Origin of the sequence: Streptomyces sp. NPDC046862 (genome assembly GCF_040704615.1) — a bacterium.
Lineage (GTDB): Bacteria > Actinomycetota > Actinomycetes > Streptomycetales > Streptomycetaceae > Streptomyces.
Genome location: NZ_JBEYXP010000024.1, coordinates 158,645 through 173,474, shown reverse-complemented (window position 1 = coordinate 173,474; position 14,830 = coordinate 158,645). Strand labels below are relative to the sequence as shown.

11 protein-coding genes and 4 pseudogenes are annotated in these 14,830 nt (G+C 69.7%); 10 read left to right on the top strand and 5 right to left on the bottom strand.

Features of this window, described 5'->3' with window-relative positions; translation table 11 throughout:
• Nucleotides 1-97: 97 nt before the first annotated feature.
• Nucleotides 98-1,183 carry a sugar ABC transporter substrate-binding protein gene (locus AB0959_RS26430; RefSeq protein ID WP_366829036.1) on the bottom strand — a complete coding sequence of 362 codons (1,086 nt, stop codon included), beginning with the start codon at nucleotides 1,181-1,183 and terminating at the stop codon, nucleotides 98-100.
• A 447-nt stretch (nucleotides 1,184-1,630) separates the two neighbouring features.
• Nucleotides 1,631-2,638 carry a LacI family DNA-binding transcriptional regulator gene (locus AB0959_RS26425; RefSeq protein ID WP_366829045.1) on the bottom strand — a complete coding sequence of 336 codons (1,008 nt, stop codon included), beginning with the start codon at nucleotides 2,636-2,638 and terminating at the stop codon, nucleotides 1,631-1,633.
• Between the two features lie 211 nt (nucleotides 2,639-2,849).
• On the opposite strand from AB0959_RS26425, the gene AB0959_RS26420 reads away from it, so the two are divergent.
• From AB0959_RS26420 to AB0959_RS26400, 5 genes and pseudogenes are all read left to right on the top strand, one after another.
• Entirely contained in the window at nucleotides 2,850-4,031 is a 1,182-nt protein-coding gene (locus AB0959_RS26420) for a Gfo/Idh/MocA family oxidoreductase (RefSeq protein ID WP_366829035.1), read from the top strand.
• A gap of 78 nt (nucleotides 4,032-4,109) precedes the next feature.
• Complete coding sequence (locus AB0959_RS26415; protein WP_366829034.1) at nucleotides 4,110-5,123, top strand: sugar phosphate isomerase/epimerase; 1,014 nt, start codon at nucleotides 4,110-4,112, stop codon at nucleotides 5,121-5,123.
• Nucleotides 5,120-5,377, top strand: a pseudogene (locus tag AB0959_RS26410) (SDR family NAD(P)-dependent oxidoreductase); the annotation flags it as partial. The gene AB0959_RS26415 and the pseudogene AB0959_RS26410, both read left to right, overlap by 4 nt.
• A gap of 97 nt (nucleotides 5,378-5,474) precedes the next feature.
• On the top strand, nucleotides 5,475-5,669 hold the full coding sequence (locus tag AB0959_RS26405; RefSeq protein ID WP_366829033.1) for an SDR family oxidoreductase: 195 nt from the start codon (nucleotides 5,475-5,477) through the stop codon (nucleotides 5,667-5,669).
• Between the two features lie 63 nt (nucleotides 5,670-5,732).
• Nucleotides 5,733-6,590 (top strand): sugar phosphate isomerase/epimerase, encoded by an 858-nt coding sequence (locus AB0959_RS26400; RefSeq protein ID WP_366829044.1) that lies wholly within the window; start codon nucleotides 5,733-5,735, stop codon nucleotides 6,588-6,590.
• 116 nt (nucleotides 6,591-6,706) lie between these two features.
• On the opposite strand, the gene AB0959_RS26395 is transcribed toward AB0959_RS26400, so the two are convergent.
• The 3 genes and pseudogenes from AB0959_RS26395 to aspA form a co-directional block, all read right to left on the bottom strand.
• Entirely contained in the window at nucleotides 6,707-7,642 is a 936-nt protein-coding gene (locus AB0959_RS26395) for a hypothetical protein (protein WP_366829032.1), read from the bottom strand.
• Between the two features lie 207 nt (nucleotides 7,643-7,849).
• Nucleotides 7,850-7,942 (bottom strand): annotated as a pseudogene (locus AB0959_RS26390) (BTAD domain-containing putative transcriptional regulator); the annotation flags it as partial.
• Nucleotides 7,943-7,990: 48 nt separating this feature from the next.
• The gene (aspA, locus tag AB0959_RS26385) at nucleotides 7,991-9,415 is read right to left on the bottom strand and encodes an aspartate ammonia-lyase (RefSeq protein WP_366829031.1); all 1,425 of its coding nucleotides are present in this window, start codon (nucleotides 9,413-9,415) and stop codon (nucleotides 7,991-7,993) included.
• Nucleotides 9,416-9,549: 134 nt separating this feature from the next.
• Here aspA and AB0959_RS26380 point away from each other — a divergent pair, with 134 nt between their 5' ends.
• The 5 genes and pseudogenes from AB0959_RS26380 to AB0959_RS26360 form a co-directional block, all read left to right on the top strand.
• A complete protein-coding gene (locus AB0959_RS26380) occupies nucleotides 9,550-10,929 on the top strand; it encodes a dicarboxylate/amino acid:cation symporter (protein WP_366829030.1) in 1,380 nt (459 codons plus the stop codon).
• Nucleotides 10,926-11,663, top strand: a complete 738-nt coding sequence (locus tag AB0959_RS26375) for an amino acid racemase (RefSeq protein ID WP_366829029.1) — start codon at nucleotides 10,926-10,928, stop codon at nucleotides 11,661-11,663. Before AB0959_RS26380 ends, AB0959_RS26375 begins: the two co-directional genes overlap by 4 nt.
• A gap of 22 nt (nucleotides 11,664-11,685) precedes the next feature.
• Nucleotides 11,686-12,381, top strand: a complete 696-nt coding sequence (locus AB0959_RS26370; protein ID WP_366829028.1) for a GntR family transcriptional regulator — start codon at nucleotides 11,686-11,688, stop codon at nucleotides 12,379-12,381.
• A gap of 21 nt (nucleotides 12,382-12,402) precedes the next feature.
• A pseudogene (locus AB0959_RS26365) lies at nucleotides 12,403-12,899 on the top strand (AraC family transcriptional regulator); the annotation flags it as partial.
• A gap of 110 nt (nucleotides 12,900-13,009) precedes the next feature.
• Nucleotides 13,010-14,809: pseudogene (locus AB0959_RS26360) on the top strand (RICIN domain-containing protein); the annotation flags it as partial.
• Nucleotides 14,810-14,830 lie beyond the last annotated feature (21 nt).

Below are 14,830 nucleotides of genomic sequence, written 5' to 3'. Positions count from 1 at the left end.
CGGGCCCGCGGCGGACTGACCAACCGGCAGGTCACGCTCAGCTGACGGACGGGGTGGGGGGGGGGGCCGGGGGGCGCGCCCCCCCACTCCTCGGGGATCAGCGAACGCCGGCCTTGGCTCCGGCGATCGCCTTGTCGACGTTGTCCTTGGTGACCAGCAGCGGGCCGGTCAGGATCGGGTTCTGCGGCGGGAGCACACCGTAGGAGAGGTACTGGTTGGCCATCGACACGACGTAGAAGCCCTGCAGGTACGGCTGCTGGTCGATGGCGAACATCTGCTGGCCGTTCTTGATCCGGTTGAGCTGGCTCTCCGAGAGGTCGAAGGTGCCCAGCTTGACCTTGTCACCGGCCTTCGCCTGCTTGATGGCTGCGGCGGCGCTGTCGGCGTCCCCGACGCCGATCGTCACGACGGCGTCGATGCTGCTGTCCTTGAGCAGCGCCCCCTTGATCGCCTGCGTGACGGCGGACGGGTTGCCGAAGTTGGAGGAGGGCAGCGGGAGTTGTTTGGAGGTGGAGCCCCCGCTTGCGGCTCCGTCCTTGATGCCCTTGCAGCGGGCCTCCTGGTTGGCGGAGCCGGGCACGGTGTTGACGCACAGGATCTTCTTGGCGCCCTCTTCGGCGAACTTGGCGCCGCCCGCCTTGCCCGCCTCGTAGTCGTCCGACCCGATGTACTTCACGGCGCCGACCTTCTTGGCCGCGTCGATGCCGCCGGAGTTGTAGATGAACACCGTGATGCCCTTGGCGATGGCCTGCTTGATCGCGGAATCCTGGTTCTCGGGCACCCAGTCCGGCACCAGGATCGCCGACGGGTTCTGCGATATCGCGGTCTGCGTCAGCTTGGCGACGTCCGGGCCGAGGTTGTCGTAGTTCGCCGGGCCGAGGTAGGTGACCTTTCCGCCGCCGGCCCTGACCAGCTTCGTCGCGTCCTCGACGCCGCGCTTGACCGTGGAGAAGAACGGGTCGTCGGACTTGCCGCCGATGACGACGATGGAGACCTTGCCGGTCTTCGCGGTGGACGTACCCCCGTCGGACGTGGCTGTCTCCTTGCCCGCGTCGCCGCCGGTGGCCTTGCCGCTGGCGCACCCGGTCAGCGCGGTGGCCGCCAGGGCGAGCAGGCTCACCGCGGTCAGGCCCCTTCTGGAGAGACGACGGCCGGAGAGCCGCCGGGTCTGTGTGCGTTCCATGTGCTCGGGTGCTCCTTCGTGTGATGCCGGGCGGGTGCGTGTGCGGGGCCGGGCGAGTCTCGGAGTGTGGTGGTGTGCGCGAACCGGGCCGCACGAATGCGCGGGGAAGACCGGCAGCATCGAGAAACCAGGTATTTCGCTGAAGGGAGACGGAGAGATGTCGGCGATGGGTGGAAGGGCTCTTCGCGGGGGTGTCCCGGCACCGATCACGGCCACGCCGGACTCAGTGTTGCATAACGGCTCCCGCGATCTTTTAAATCGCTTTAAGGGGTGGCCAGAGCATGCTTGTGTTTCTGAAAGGTGTCAAGACGCTACGCACGGAATGCACACCATTCCGTTATCAGTCCATGAAAGCTGCATGGGCCACGTAATTCCCGTCGGCGCTACTGCGCCATGCCGCCGGGCGAGGCGCACCGTGAACCCCCGGCGCGGAGCGGTTCGGCAGGATCAGCGGGGTGGCGCGGTGGTTCCGCGAACGACGAGGGAGGGGGCGAGGACGATCTCGCGGGGCGTGGTGCGGCCCTGGTCGAGGCGCTCGACGACGGCCAGGACGGCTTGACGGGCCTGTTCCTCGGCCTCCTGGCTGACCGTGGTCAGATCGAAGCAGGCCAGCCGGGACAGGGTGTCGTCGTCATAGCCGACGACGGAGACATCGCCGGGCACCTCGACCCCGGCTCCCCGCAGGGCGGTGAGCATGCCGATGGCGCTGCGGTCGTTGAACGTCACGACGGCGGTCGGCAGATCACCGTCGAGCAGTTGCCGACCGACCTTGTCGCCGGCCTCCTCGGTGAGGTCCCCGTGGAGGATCCTGATCTGCCCGTCGAGACCGTGACGGCGCATGGCGGCCCGGTAGCCGCGGCGACGGTCGGTGGCGATGACGCCCTTGCCGCCGTCGACGTAGACGATCGCGCGGTGCCCAAGGCCCACCAGATGGTCGACGATCTGTCCGACACCGTCGTCGTCGGCGCTGCGTACGACGTCGAGGCCGGCGCCGGTGATCCGGCGGCCCAGCGAGACGACGGGTGCCTGGCGGTCGAGGTCGGCGAGGACGGAGGTGGGGGCCACCGGACCGAGCAGGATCAGTGCCTCGCAGCGAAAAGCCAGGAGCGTCTCGACGGCGGTGCTCTCGTCGCGGGTGCGCGTCTGGGTGCTCAGGACGAGGTCGTAGCCGACCTCCTCCGCCGCCGTGTGCAGATGCTCGACCAGCTCGGCCTGGAAGGCGCTGTGGACGTCGATCATCACACCGAGTAGCCGGCTCCGCTTGCTGGCCAGGGCGCTGGCGGTGCGGTCGGGGCGGTAGCCGAGGTCGGCGGCGGCCTTCAGGACGCGCTGCCGGGTGCGCTCGCTGGGGCCCGGCACGCCGCGCAGCACCAGTGACACCGATGCCGTGGACAGGCCGACGCGCGCGGCGACATCCTCGAGGCGGGGGCGCGAGGTCGCCCCGTTGGCCCCCATGGGGGCAGCGGAACCGAACTCGTCCACACGGCCTCCCGTGGATTTGCGGCAACACCCTTGACATCTTCCTGTGGCGCCGCTGATAGTACCAGCACTTAAAGCGCTTTAAGCGAGGTCTTGGCCGGCTGTCTCGCGGCAGAACCGGGACGCCATGACTCTCGGCCCAACGTCCCCTAGCCACGGCGCAGTGGCGCGCCGGAGAGGAATCGTCATGAGCACAAGGCCGATCGGGGTGGCGGTCATCGGGGCCGGAATGGCGGGCCGAGCCCATCTCAACGGCTACCGGCAGGCCGCGACCCTGTACGGGGAGGGGCTGCCCGACGTACGTCTGGTCGCCGTGGCCGACGCCCATGAGCCGTTTGCCCGGGATGCGGCTCGCCGGTACGGCTTCGAGCGGGCCGAGACCGACTGGTGGGCGATCGTCGAGGCGGACGACATCGACGCGGTCAGCGTCGTGGTCGCCAACCATCTGCACCGTGAGATCGTCGAGGCCCTGCTGGCGGCGGGCAAGCACGTGCTGTGCGAGAAGCCGCTGGCGCCTTCGGTGGCCGACGCGCAGGCCATGGTGGCGGCGGCCGAGGGGACCGGCCTGGTGGCCGCGACCGGCTTCACCTTCCGCCGTTCCCCCTCCATCAACGCCGTACGACAGCAGGTGCTCGACGGCTCGCTGGGGCCGGTCCAGCACTTCAACGGGCACTACTGGTGCGACTACGGGCACGACCCGGACGCCCCCATCAGCTGGCGCTACCGGGGCGGCCCCGGCTCGGGCGCACTGTCCGACATCGGCAGCCACCTCATCGACCTGGGCGAATACTTCTGCGGTCCGGTGCGGAGCGTGCAGGGCGCCGTGCTGTCCACCCAGGTCTCGACGCGGCCGGTGCCACTGGGCACCGCCGTGGGCCACTCGGCGGGTGTGCGGGTGAGCGAGGAGCGCGAGCCCGTCGAGAACGACGACATCGCCACGTTCACCGCGACGTTCGTCTCCGGCGCGGTCGGCACCTTCTCCGTCTCGCGTATCGCCCGGGGCCTTGCCAACTCGCTCGGCTTCGAGGTGTTCACCGAGGGGGGCGCGGCGACCTTCGAGCTGTCGCGTCCGGCGGAGTTCACCATCACGGACGACGCGGCCGCCGATCCCGTGGACGGCTATCGGCGGGTCGTGGTCGGCCCCGGCCACCCCTACATCGCCGGTGGTCTGCCGATGGACTTCCCGAGTGTCGGCCACGGCCAGCACGAGTTCTTCGTCTGGCAGGCCCGCGCCTTCCTGGAGCAGATCGCGGGCCTGGACCGGCTGCCGCCCTGCCCGACCCTCGCCGACGGGCTGCACAACCTGCGTGTCATCGACGCGATCGTCGCCTCGGCCGACGCCGGCGGCAAGGCCGTCACCGTGCAGTGAGCCGAGGCCCACGCCCCGGGGCGCGATCCCGCACGGCCGCCCCGACCGTCACCCCCGAGAAGGACTGAGGAAGACACGATGAAGCTGGGTCTCTACAACGCGATCCTGCACGACCGGCCGCTCCCCGAGGCGATCAAGGTCGTCGCCGATCTGGGGCTGACCGGCCTGGAGATCAACACCGGCGGCTTCCTGCCGGCGGTGCACCTACCGACCTTCGACGACATCCTCGTCAGCGACACCGCCCGCGACGACTTCCTCGGCCTCTTCGAGGGCACCGGCGTCTCCATCGCCGGCCTCAACGCCAACGGCAACCCGCTGCACCCGAATCCGGCGATCGGGGAGAAGCACGCCGAGGACGTCCGCCGCTCCATCCGCCTGGCCGAACGACTCGGACAGCACCGCCTCGTGACCATGTCCGGCCTGCCCGGCGGCGAGCCGGGCGCGACCCGCCCCAACTGGATCGTCAACGCCTGGAACTCGGCCGCCCTGGACGTGCTCGACCACCAGTGGACGATCGCCGCGGACTTCTGGCGCGAGACCGACCGGCTCGCCCGTGACCACGACGTCAAGGTCGCCCTCGAACTCCACCCGCAGAACCTCGTGTTCAACTCCGCCGACGTGCACAAGCTCATCGACCTCACCGGCGCGACCCACGTGGGCGTGGAGCTGGACGCCTCCCACCTCTTCTGGCAGCAGATGGACCCGGTCGCGGTCGTCCGCCACCTCGGCGAGCTCGTCTTCCACGCCGCCGCCAAGGACGTACGCGTCAACCGCGAGCACGCCGCCCTCTACGGCGTCCTCGACAACAGCTTCCGACGCCTGTCGCCCGACGAGCCGCGCACCAACCTCGGCGGCGACGAGTGGGCCAACGAGTGGCCCAAGGAGTCCGCGTGGGACTTCGTCGCGCTCGGCAAGGGCCACGACGTCGCCTACTGGACCGAGTTCCTGCGCGCCCTGCACGAGGTCGATCCGGACATGCTCGTCAACATCGAGCACGAGGACACCGAGCTCGGCCCCGTCGAGGGCGTCGCCGTGGCCGCGGAGGTGCTCAAGGCGGCCGACGCGGCACTGCGGGAGTCGCTGCAGTCGTGATCGCCTGGGCAAGCCACCCCTACGAGGGCCAGGTCGTGCTTGTCACGGGGGCAGGCACCGGCATCGGCCGGGCGACCGCGCGCGCGTTCCTGGAACAGGGAGCGAGCGTGGTGGTCCTCGGCCGCAGCCGGGATCCGCTACAGGAAACCGTGGCCGGCTTCGACGCCGAGCGCATCCTGATACTGGCCACCGATGTGACGGACTCCGACGCCCTCGAGCGCGCGGTGGCCGCGATCGCCGAGCGCTTCGGTCGCCTCGACGTCGTCGTCGCCAACGCCGGCACGAGCGAGCCCAGCCGCATCGACCCCTTCGACGCCGAGGTCGAGGTCGAGGGAGAGGTTCTGCACGAACGTGTTCGCCCGGCGGCTCCTCGACAGAGTCGCGCTCGACCGGGTGGCCCAGCCCGAGGACATCGCGCGCGGCGTGCTGTTCCTCGCCGGGCCCGACGCCGGATACATCACGGGAGCCGTGATCCCCGTCGACGGCGGCACGAGCGCCTCCAGCGGAACACCTCGTCCCAGGGAAGCGACGTCCGCCTCCACATAGAGGCCTCAGAGGGCCCTCAACCGGGCCGCCGGAGTCCATGAACGCCAAGGAGCAATGACCACCATGAAGATCGCCCTCGATCCGTACATGATCCGCCATGTCCCGCTGCTCGAACTGCCGACCGTGGTTGCCGAGTTGGGCTACGAGTGGATCGAGCTGTCGCCGCGCGAGGACTTCATCCCCTTCTTCCGCCACCCGCGCGTCGACGACGCCACTGTCGCGAAGTTCCGCAAGTCCCTGGAGGCCGCCGGTGTCGGTATCTCCTCCGTCCTGCCGCTGTTCCGCTGGTCCGGGCCGGACGAGGACGCCCGGCAGGCCGCCGTACGGTACTGGAAGCGTGCCATCCAGATCGCCGCGGACCTCGGAGTCACCAGCATGATCTCCGAGTTCAACGGGCGGCCGGAGGAAGCCGACCGCAGCGAGGCCCAGTTCTGGAAGTCGATGGACGAACTGCTGCCGCTGTTCGAGCGCGAGGGCATCAAGCTCGCCCTGGAGCCACACCCCGACGACTTCATCGAGGACGGTTACGGAGCGGTCAACTTCATCCGGGGCATCAACCACCCCAACGTCAGCTTCCTCTACTGCGCCCCGCACACCTTCCACATCGGCGACGACGCCCCCGGCATCATCAAGCACGCGGGCGACCTGCTCACCCACATCCATCTCGCCGACGCCCTCGACCACACCGCGTCCTCCGGCAATCGCTACATCCTCAACCCGCCCGGCACGGCCGCCCGGATCCACCAGCACCTGAACATGGGCGAGGGCGAGGTCGACTTCGACGAACTCTTCCGCGAACTGCGCGCGAACGGCTTCGACGGCACCCTCACCGCCTGCGTGTTCGCCTGGGAGGAGAAGGCGAAGGAGTCCTCCGTGTTCATGCGCGAGAAGATCAACGAATACCTGGCCACCTGGAAGTGACCCCACGACAGCACACGCCGTCACACCTGCCAGAAGCGGTGTGGGCCGACGTCCGGCGTGCCCTGCGGAACGACCTCCAGTTCGATCCGTCCCTCGCGGTAGAGCCGGTCGTCGCTTCAAGTTGCTCCGGCGTTCTCGGCGTACACCCTCATCAGCTCGTGCAGCCGGTACCGGTGGGACGAGGTCGGTTGTACGAGGCACTCGTCGAGCAGTCGCTCGAGGAGCTCTTCCGCTTGATGAGGGGCGACGCCTGAGGCGACGGCGACGGCGACGGCATCGGGCTCGAACCCCGGGGTGGGAGCTTCGGCCAGAAGCCGCAGCATGCGCTGCTGAGAGGGCGGCAGTCTGTTGTACGACGCGTCGAACTCCGCTCGAACCGCCCGTCCTCCCAGGGCCAGTTGTCCGAGTCGGGCGGCGGTGGGCGTCAGCCGGTCCACGAGATCGGTGGGTCGCCACAGCGGGCGGTTTCGAAGGCGCATGGCCGCCGGCCCCACCGCGAGGGGCAATCCGCCGCACAGGTCCGCGATCAGTTCGGCGTTCGCCCGCTCGGCCGCCACGCGTTCGCCTGTCACGCGTTTGAGGAGTGTCACCGACTCCTGAGTGGTGAAAGGGGCGAGTGGCAACACCTTGGCACCATCCAGGTCGAACGTGCTCCTACGGCTGGTGATCAGAACGAGCGAGGCAGGGCTCGCCGGGAGCGGGGGCAGGACATGTCCCGCCCCCGCGGCGTCGTCCGGGACCACAAGTGACGGCCGCCCGTGCCACCGGTCCCGGTACATCGACGCCCGGTCTTCCACGCTGTCGGGGATCTCCTCCGCCACGACACCCAGCATGCGCAGGAATCCGTCCAGGACGAGGGCCGAGTCGCGCGGCTCGCCCCCGGAGGAGACGCCGTGCAGGTCGGCGAAGAGCTGGACCTCGTCGTGGAGCTGCCGCTGGGTGATCTCGTGCGCGGTACGCACCGCCAGGCGGGTCTTCCCGACGCCCGGCATGCCGGCGATGACGCACACCAAGGGGGCGAGGGAGGCTGTCGGCCGTGTAACCGACGGCATTGCCGATCCAGTTGTGCAGGTCGGCCCGCTCGCTCTCGCGTCGGGTGAACTCCGGGATGTCGCGGGGGAGCATACGGGGCATGACCGGTGCCCGGTGCCCGGTGCCCGGTGCCCGGTCGTGACGGTCGCCGCCGGCGCGAGGTGAAGGGACCGGCGTGCCGGGGCTCGGGACAGGCGAAGTCCGTGATCACCGGCCAGGATGGACGCGTGGACGGCCACGAGGTCAGGGCCCGGAGCCACACCGAGGTCGTCGGAGAGGACCTGGCTCGTCTCCTGGTAGACCGACAGGGCTTCGGCCTGGGACCCCGCGCGAGGCGATGGCCAGGCCCACCCGGGCGCCGGCTCCGTTCAGGGAGCCGCCGCCACCGAGGGCTGTGGCGAGGGTCGAGTGAGGTTCTCGGGCCGCAGGATCGTGTCCAGTTGGTCGGCGGTGAGCAGGCCGGCTTCGGTGGCGAGGTCCTTGATGGTGCGGCCCGTGGCGAGGGCTTGGCGGGCGAGGGCGGTGCCGGCGGCGTAGCCGATGTGCGGGGTGAGCGCGGTCACCAGGCCGACGGAGCGGTGGACGGTGTCGTGGAGGTGTGCGCGGTTGGCGGTGATGCCGGGGACGCAGCGGGTGGCCAGGGTGTCGCAGGCCGCGCGCAGATGGGTCAGGGAGCGCAGCAGGCTGTAGGCGATGACGGGTTCGAAGGCGTTGAGCTGGAGCTGTCCGGCTTCGGCGGCCAGGGTGACGGTCAGGTCGTTTCCGATGACCTCGAAGGCGACCTGGTTGACGACTTCGGGGATCACCGGGTTGACCTTGCCGGGCATGATCGATGAACCCGCCTGTACCGGCGGCAGATTGATCTCGGCGAGTCCGGCGGTGGGGCCGGACGAGGTCAGACGCAGGTCGTTGCAGGTCTTGGAGAGTTTGACGGCGACGCGCTTGAGGACGCCGGAGAGCTGGACGAAGGCGCCGCAGTCCTGGGTGGCCTCGATGAAGTCGGCCGCGGGACGGACGGGTTCGCCGCTGATCTCGGCGAGGTGGGCGCAGGCGAGTGCGGCGTAGCGCGGGTGGCCGTTGATGCCGGTGCCGATCGCGGTGCCGCCGAGGTTGGACTCCAGCAGCAGGGCGGCGGCCTCGTTCAGGCGCCGGCGGTCTTCCTCGATCATGACGGCGTAGGTGGTGAACTCCTGGCCCAGCGTCATGGGGACGGCGTCCTGGAGCTGGGTGCGGCCCATCTTGAGGACGTCGCTGAATTCCCGCGCCTTCGCGCCGAAGGCATCGGCCAGCACCTTCATGGAATCGTCGAGCCTGCGCAGTGAGGTGACCAGGGCCAGGCGGACGGCGGTGGGGTAGACGTCGTTGGTGCTCTGGCCGAGGTTGACGTGGTCGAGTGGGTGGATCACGTCGTAGAGGCCGCGCGGGTGGCCGAGGATCTCCAGGGCCCGGTTGGCGACGACCTCGTTGGCGTTCATGTTGGTGGAGGTGCCCGCGCCGCCCTGGACGGGGTCGACGACGAACTGGTCGGTAAGCCGTCCGGCGCGGATCTCCTCGCACGCGCCGATGATCGCTTCGGCGATGTCCGGCGCCAGCAGGCCCAGGTCGCGGTTGGCCTGCGCGGCCGCCTGCTTGACCGCGGCCAGCGACGTGATCAGGTCGGGGAACTGGGCGATGGCCGACCCGGTGATCGCGAAATTCTCCACGGCCCGCACGGTGTGCACGCCGTAGTACGCGTGGGCGGGGACCTCCTTGTCTCCTACCAGGTCGTGCTCCATGCGGGTGGCCTGCGCCATCTGATGCTCCTTGTCGTGGTCGGCGGACGTAAGCGGCGATGCGTGCGGGGGACCCCTTGACAGGCAGCCGCCCCAGGGCTCAGTGTTACCGCCCAACACGCAGAACGCAATATATTGCATATGGGAGGAGCTTCATGAGCGCCGCTCACACCCGCCCCACCAGCACAGACACCCCACCGAGCCGGCCTTCCGGGTTCTGGCGGCGATGTCTGAAGACGCCGATCGGAATCCAGTCGATCATCGCCGTCGGCCTCGGAGCCCTCATCGGATCCCTCGCCCCGTCCGCGGGCGAGCAGATGAAGATCCTCGGGGAGGTGTTCCTGAACCTCGTGCAGGTCGTCGTCCTGCCCCTGGTCTTCCCGCTCATCGTGCTGGGCATCGCCCGCATGGAGTCGGTCAAGAAGGTCGGCAGGATCGCCGGCAAGGCGATCCTCTACTTCGAGCTCGTCACCACCGTCATCCTGCTGATCGCGGTCGGCCTGGCCAAGTTCACGGGCATCGGCAAGGGCGCCCCCGTCCACGGGGCCGATGCCAAGGACCTGGACGGGCTGAGCCAGGGCATCGACTTCCACGAGCTGATCCTGCACGCCGTGCCGAGGAACATCTTCGCGGCCTTCGGCGAGGGCAACCTGCTCGGCGCGATCGTCTTCGCCCTCCTCGTGGGCGTCGCCATGGCCGCGATCGGGGAGAAGTCCGAGCCCTTCGCCTCCGTGCTGGAGTCCGTCGCCGCGGTGATGTTCAAGGTCGTCGGATACGTCATCCGGGTCGCGCCACTCGGCGTGCTCGGCTTCATCTCCTACGACGTCGCCCACTACGGTTTCGGGAATCTGCGCAGCCTGCTGGGCTTCATCGCGGTGGTCTACGCGGGCCTGGCCATCGTCGTCGGCGTGCTCTTCCCGGCCATCGCCGCGATCTACCGCATCCGCTACGTCGAGTTGCTGAAGTCGATCGCCGGGCTGGCCGGGATCGCCTTCGTCACCCGCAGCTCCGAGTCGGTGCTGGCTCCGCTGATGGGCAAGCTGGAGGTGTTCGGCGTCAGCCGGTCGACGACCTCGTTCGTCGTCCCCCTCGGCTACTCCTTCAACACCGACGGCTCCGTCCTCTACCAGGCGGCGGCCCTGGTCTTCCTCGCCAACGCCTACGGCGCCGACACCTCCCTGCCCGCCCTGCTCCTCATGGTCGGCGTGCTGGTGATCCTCTCCAAGGGCATGGCGGGCGTCGCCTCCGCCTCCATCGTCGTCCTCATCGCGGCCGGGAACTCCATCGGACTGCCCGCCGAGGGCATCGCCCTGCTCCTCGGCGTCGACTTCATCGTCGACATGGCCCGCACCGGTGTGAACGTCATCGGCAACTCCCTCGCGGCCGCCGTCGTCGACAGTTCCGAGAACCGGCGTGAAGCCAAGCGCGCCGGCCGCGACGCCTCCCACGCGCCGACCGCGCCCGAGGCCACGGCCCCGCAGAAGGGAAAGGCCGCGGCCCCACAGCAGGAAACCCAGAAGGAGACCGTGCGGTGAGCAGCCCCGCCCGCACCGGCGAGGTCATCGGCGTCCTGGGTGGCATGGGCCCGGCGGCCACCGCCGACTTCTACGCCAAGCTCGTCTCGACCACCCCCGGCTCCAGCGACCAGGACCACCTCAGGACAGTCATCTGGTCCGACCCCACCATCCCCGACCGCACCGAGGCCCTGCTGGGAGACGGGCCCGATCCCACCCCCTGGCTCCTGGACGGCAGCCGCCTCCTGCGCGAGGCCGGCGCCACTGTCATCGCCATCCCGTGCAACACCGCACACGCCTTCGTCCCTCGCATCGCCGACCACGTCGGCCTGCCCATCGTCCACATGATCGGTGAAGTCGCCCGACACCTGACCACGCTGAGCCCGCGCATCCACACCGTCGGGTTGCTCGCCACCACCGGCACTGTTCGCGCGGGCCTCTACCAGGAGTGGCTGGACCGCTTCGGGATCCGCCTCGTCCTGCCCGACGGCGCCGGCCAGGACCGCGAGGTCATGACCGCCATCCGAGCGGTGAAAGCCGGCGCCCACGACGACGCGACGACCATGCTGCTGGCCCGCGCCGCACAGCGCCTGACCGAGCAGGGTGCGCAGGCGGTGATCGCCGGCTGTACCGAGATCCCGCTCGGGCTTCCCGTGGACGCCGTGGCCGTCCCCCTCATCGACCCGGCGCTCGTGCTGGCCCAGGCCCTGGTCCGCAGGGCCGCGACGGAAGGCACAACCGGGCGGGGCGGGTGAGGAGCGATGTACTGTACGCAATATGTCACTTGACCGCCCTGTGTCTCGCCGCCTCCTCAGTGACGAGGTGTTCCACCGTCTGCGCGACTCCATCGTGCGTGGGGAACTCGTCCCCGGCGAGAAGGTCAAGGACGGTGAGCTCGCCGAGCGCCTCGGCCTCAGCCGCACCCCGGTGCGCGAGGCGCTCGCCCGGCTCGCCGACATCGGCCTGGTGGAGGCCAAGCCCGGCGTCTACACCCGCATCACCACCCTCAACCGCCGCGACGTCGAAAAGACCCTCGCCGTCCTGCGCTCCCTCGACCAGCTCGCCATAGAGACCGCTGTGCCGGTCATGACGGAGCAGGATCTTGAACGCATGCGCGAGGCCAACCGTGACTTCGAACGGGCCGTCGCCGCCAACGACACCACGGCCGCACTCGCCGCGGACGACCGCTTCCACGGCGTCCCCATCGAGGCCGCCGACAACCCCGTGCTCAGCCGGATCGTCGAGCAGCTCCACCCGCAGATCCACCGCATCCTCTACCGCAAGTTCTCCACTCTCCTCGGTGGCCGCAACACCATCGAGCACCACGACCAGCTCATCGCCGTGTGTGCCGACGGCGAGGCCCGCGCCGCCGCCGAACTCTCGGGCCGTCACTGGTCCGAACTCGGCGGTCACATCAACCAGCTCTTCGACACGAACCAGTTCGCCGAGGCCGCCGTCGGCCAGGAGGTGTAACTGGGCGCGAGCGCCGGGTGCGCCGTGCTGTCCACCCTGCTGGGCCAGTTGCGGGCCGAGTACGACCGGCCGGAGCGGACCGTGTCGGCGGAGACCCTCCAACTCCTCCTGGCCACCGTGCTGTTGCAGATCGACCGGCTGCCCCACCCGGAGGGCGGCGGCGACCCGCACGCCGGCGGGGACGTCTACGCCCGCTTCCGCGCCGAGTTGGAACGCTCCTACGCCACCCCCCGTCGCGCCGCCGACTACGCCCACCGCCTCGGACACACCGTCAAGACACTCACCCGTGCCTGCGCGGCCGCCACCGGACAGCCCGTCAAGCACGTCATCGACGGCCGCGTCGCCTGGAGGCCAGGCGGCTGCTCGCCCACACCGACGAACCGGTGGCCACCATCGCCCGCCGCCTCGGCTTCCCCGAACCCACCGACTTCGGCAAGTTCCTCACCCGCCACACCGGCGTCACCCCCGGCACCTTCCGGCAGACCCGCCAGAGCCGCGACCGAAGCGATCCGGTGTGAGGTCTTGACGGGTCCTGTTCGACTGCGTAGATATGTCTGCGCTGTCATGACAGCGCAGTCACATCAGGAGCGGCGCAGCCGACCGACTGCGATCACCTCAGGGAGGGCCCGTGAGAAGAAGTAGGACACGCAGGGCGCTGGGTACCTTTGCGGCGGCCTCCGCCCTGCTCGTGGTACCCGCCGCGGGCGCGCAGGCGTACAACCCGACGGGCGGGATCCTGTACCAGCTCGGCAACGAGCCGTGCCTGAAGGGGCGGGGCAACTGCGCGGTCTACCCGAAGTCGGCCCAGTTGCCGAGCGGGCGCCTGGTCGCGTCGTTCGAGAAGGCCACCGTCGTACCGAAGTCGGGCAGCGCCGACGGCGAGACCCTGCCCGTCTACAAGAGCGACGACTTCGGTACCTCGTGGCAGCCGCTGTCCGACGTCAAGGCACCGGCGTACCTCTCCAGCGACCCCAAGTACGCCAAGTACACGAGCAACTGGACGAACCCGTACCTCTACGTGCTCCCGCAGGACGTCGGAAGGCTGAGGAAGGGCACGCTGCTGCTCGCGAGTGTGGTGTCCGGCGACGACCACTACTACAAGGAGCACAAGGCGGCCGACCCGAACTGGACGCCGTCCAACGACGGGGACCGCAGCGACCTGGCGATCGCCCTGTACTCCAGCACGGACGACGGCCGCACGTGGAAGGTCGTCAACGTCGTGACGACCGGTGGCTGGCAGGGCGGCAGCGCGGGCGCGATCGGCCAGAACGTCTCCGGCGCGAACAAGGACAAGCAGGTCGATCCCGTCTGGGAGCCGTACCTGATGGCCCACCAGGGCAAGCTCGTCTGCTACTACTCGGACGAGAACGACTTCACAGGCTTCGATCCGGTCACCGGCGTGCCCGCGCGTGACCCGGCCAACGACACGGCCACGGACTCCCACGGCCAGATCCTCGCCCACCGGACCTGGGACGGCCGCAGCGCCCAGTGGAGCGACGCCGTCGTGGACGTCGCCGGCCGGACCCAGGACATGGGCGGCGGCAAGACGGAGATCGGCGGCGGACGGCCCGGCATGACGAACGTCGTGCCGACGACGGACGGCAAGTGGCTGCTCACCTACGAGGACTGGGGCGGCGGCGCCAACGTCAAGTACGTGATCGCCGACGACCCGCTGAAGTTCTTCCAGGGCTCGACCGGCAACGCCATCACCGCGCTCAAGGTCGACGCCGGCTCCCGTCCCCTCGCCACCGGCGGCAGCCCGGTCGTCATCAGGCTGCCCGACGGGCGCCTGGTCTACAACGCCGCCGGAAGCGGCAACGTCTGGGTCAACGACAGCGGGCGCAGCGACGGCGTGTGGAAGGAGTACCAGACCACCTCACGCGCCGGCTACAGCCGCAACCTGCAGTACGTTCAGGGCACCGGGCGTATCTCGATCCTCAACAACCAGGGCACGTCGACGATTCGCTTCGCCGAGGTCGATCTCGGCCGTTCGGACGGCGCCTACCACCAGCTCGTCAACCGCAGGACCGGCCAGGTCATCGGCACCGGCGGCAAGAGCAACGACGCGAACATCGGCAACGCGGACGCGCCGGACGTCGTCCTGGAGAACGCCGGCGCGGCGGGGGACAAGGACACCCAGTACTGGCACGTGGTGAACGAGCCGGGCGGCGGTGTGACCCTGCTGAACAAGTCGGGGGGCCGGGCGGCGGCCATCTGGACGGGCAACGCCACGGCCGGCCAGAGGATCGGGCAGTGGGTCGACGACAGCCCCACGGGCAGCTGGAACATGGTCAGGACCGCCGACGGCTACTACAGGTTCCAGGCGGTCAGGAACACCGGCCTGTACCTGACCGGTGCCTCGCGGGGAGCTGCGCTGACCCTGCAGAACACGGTCGACGACGGCTCGCAGGAGTGGCGGCTCGTCCAGCAGCCTCCCGCGCCGGAGGAC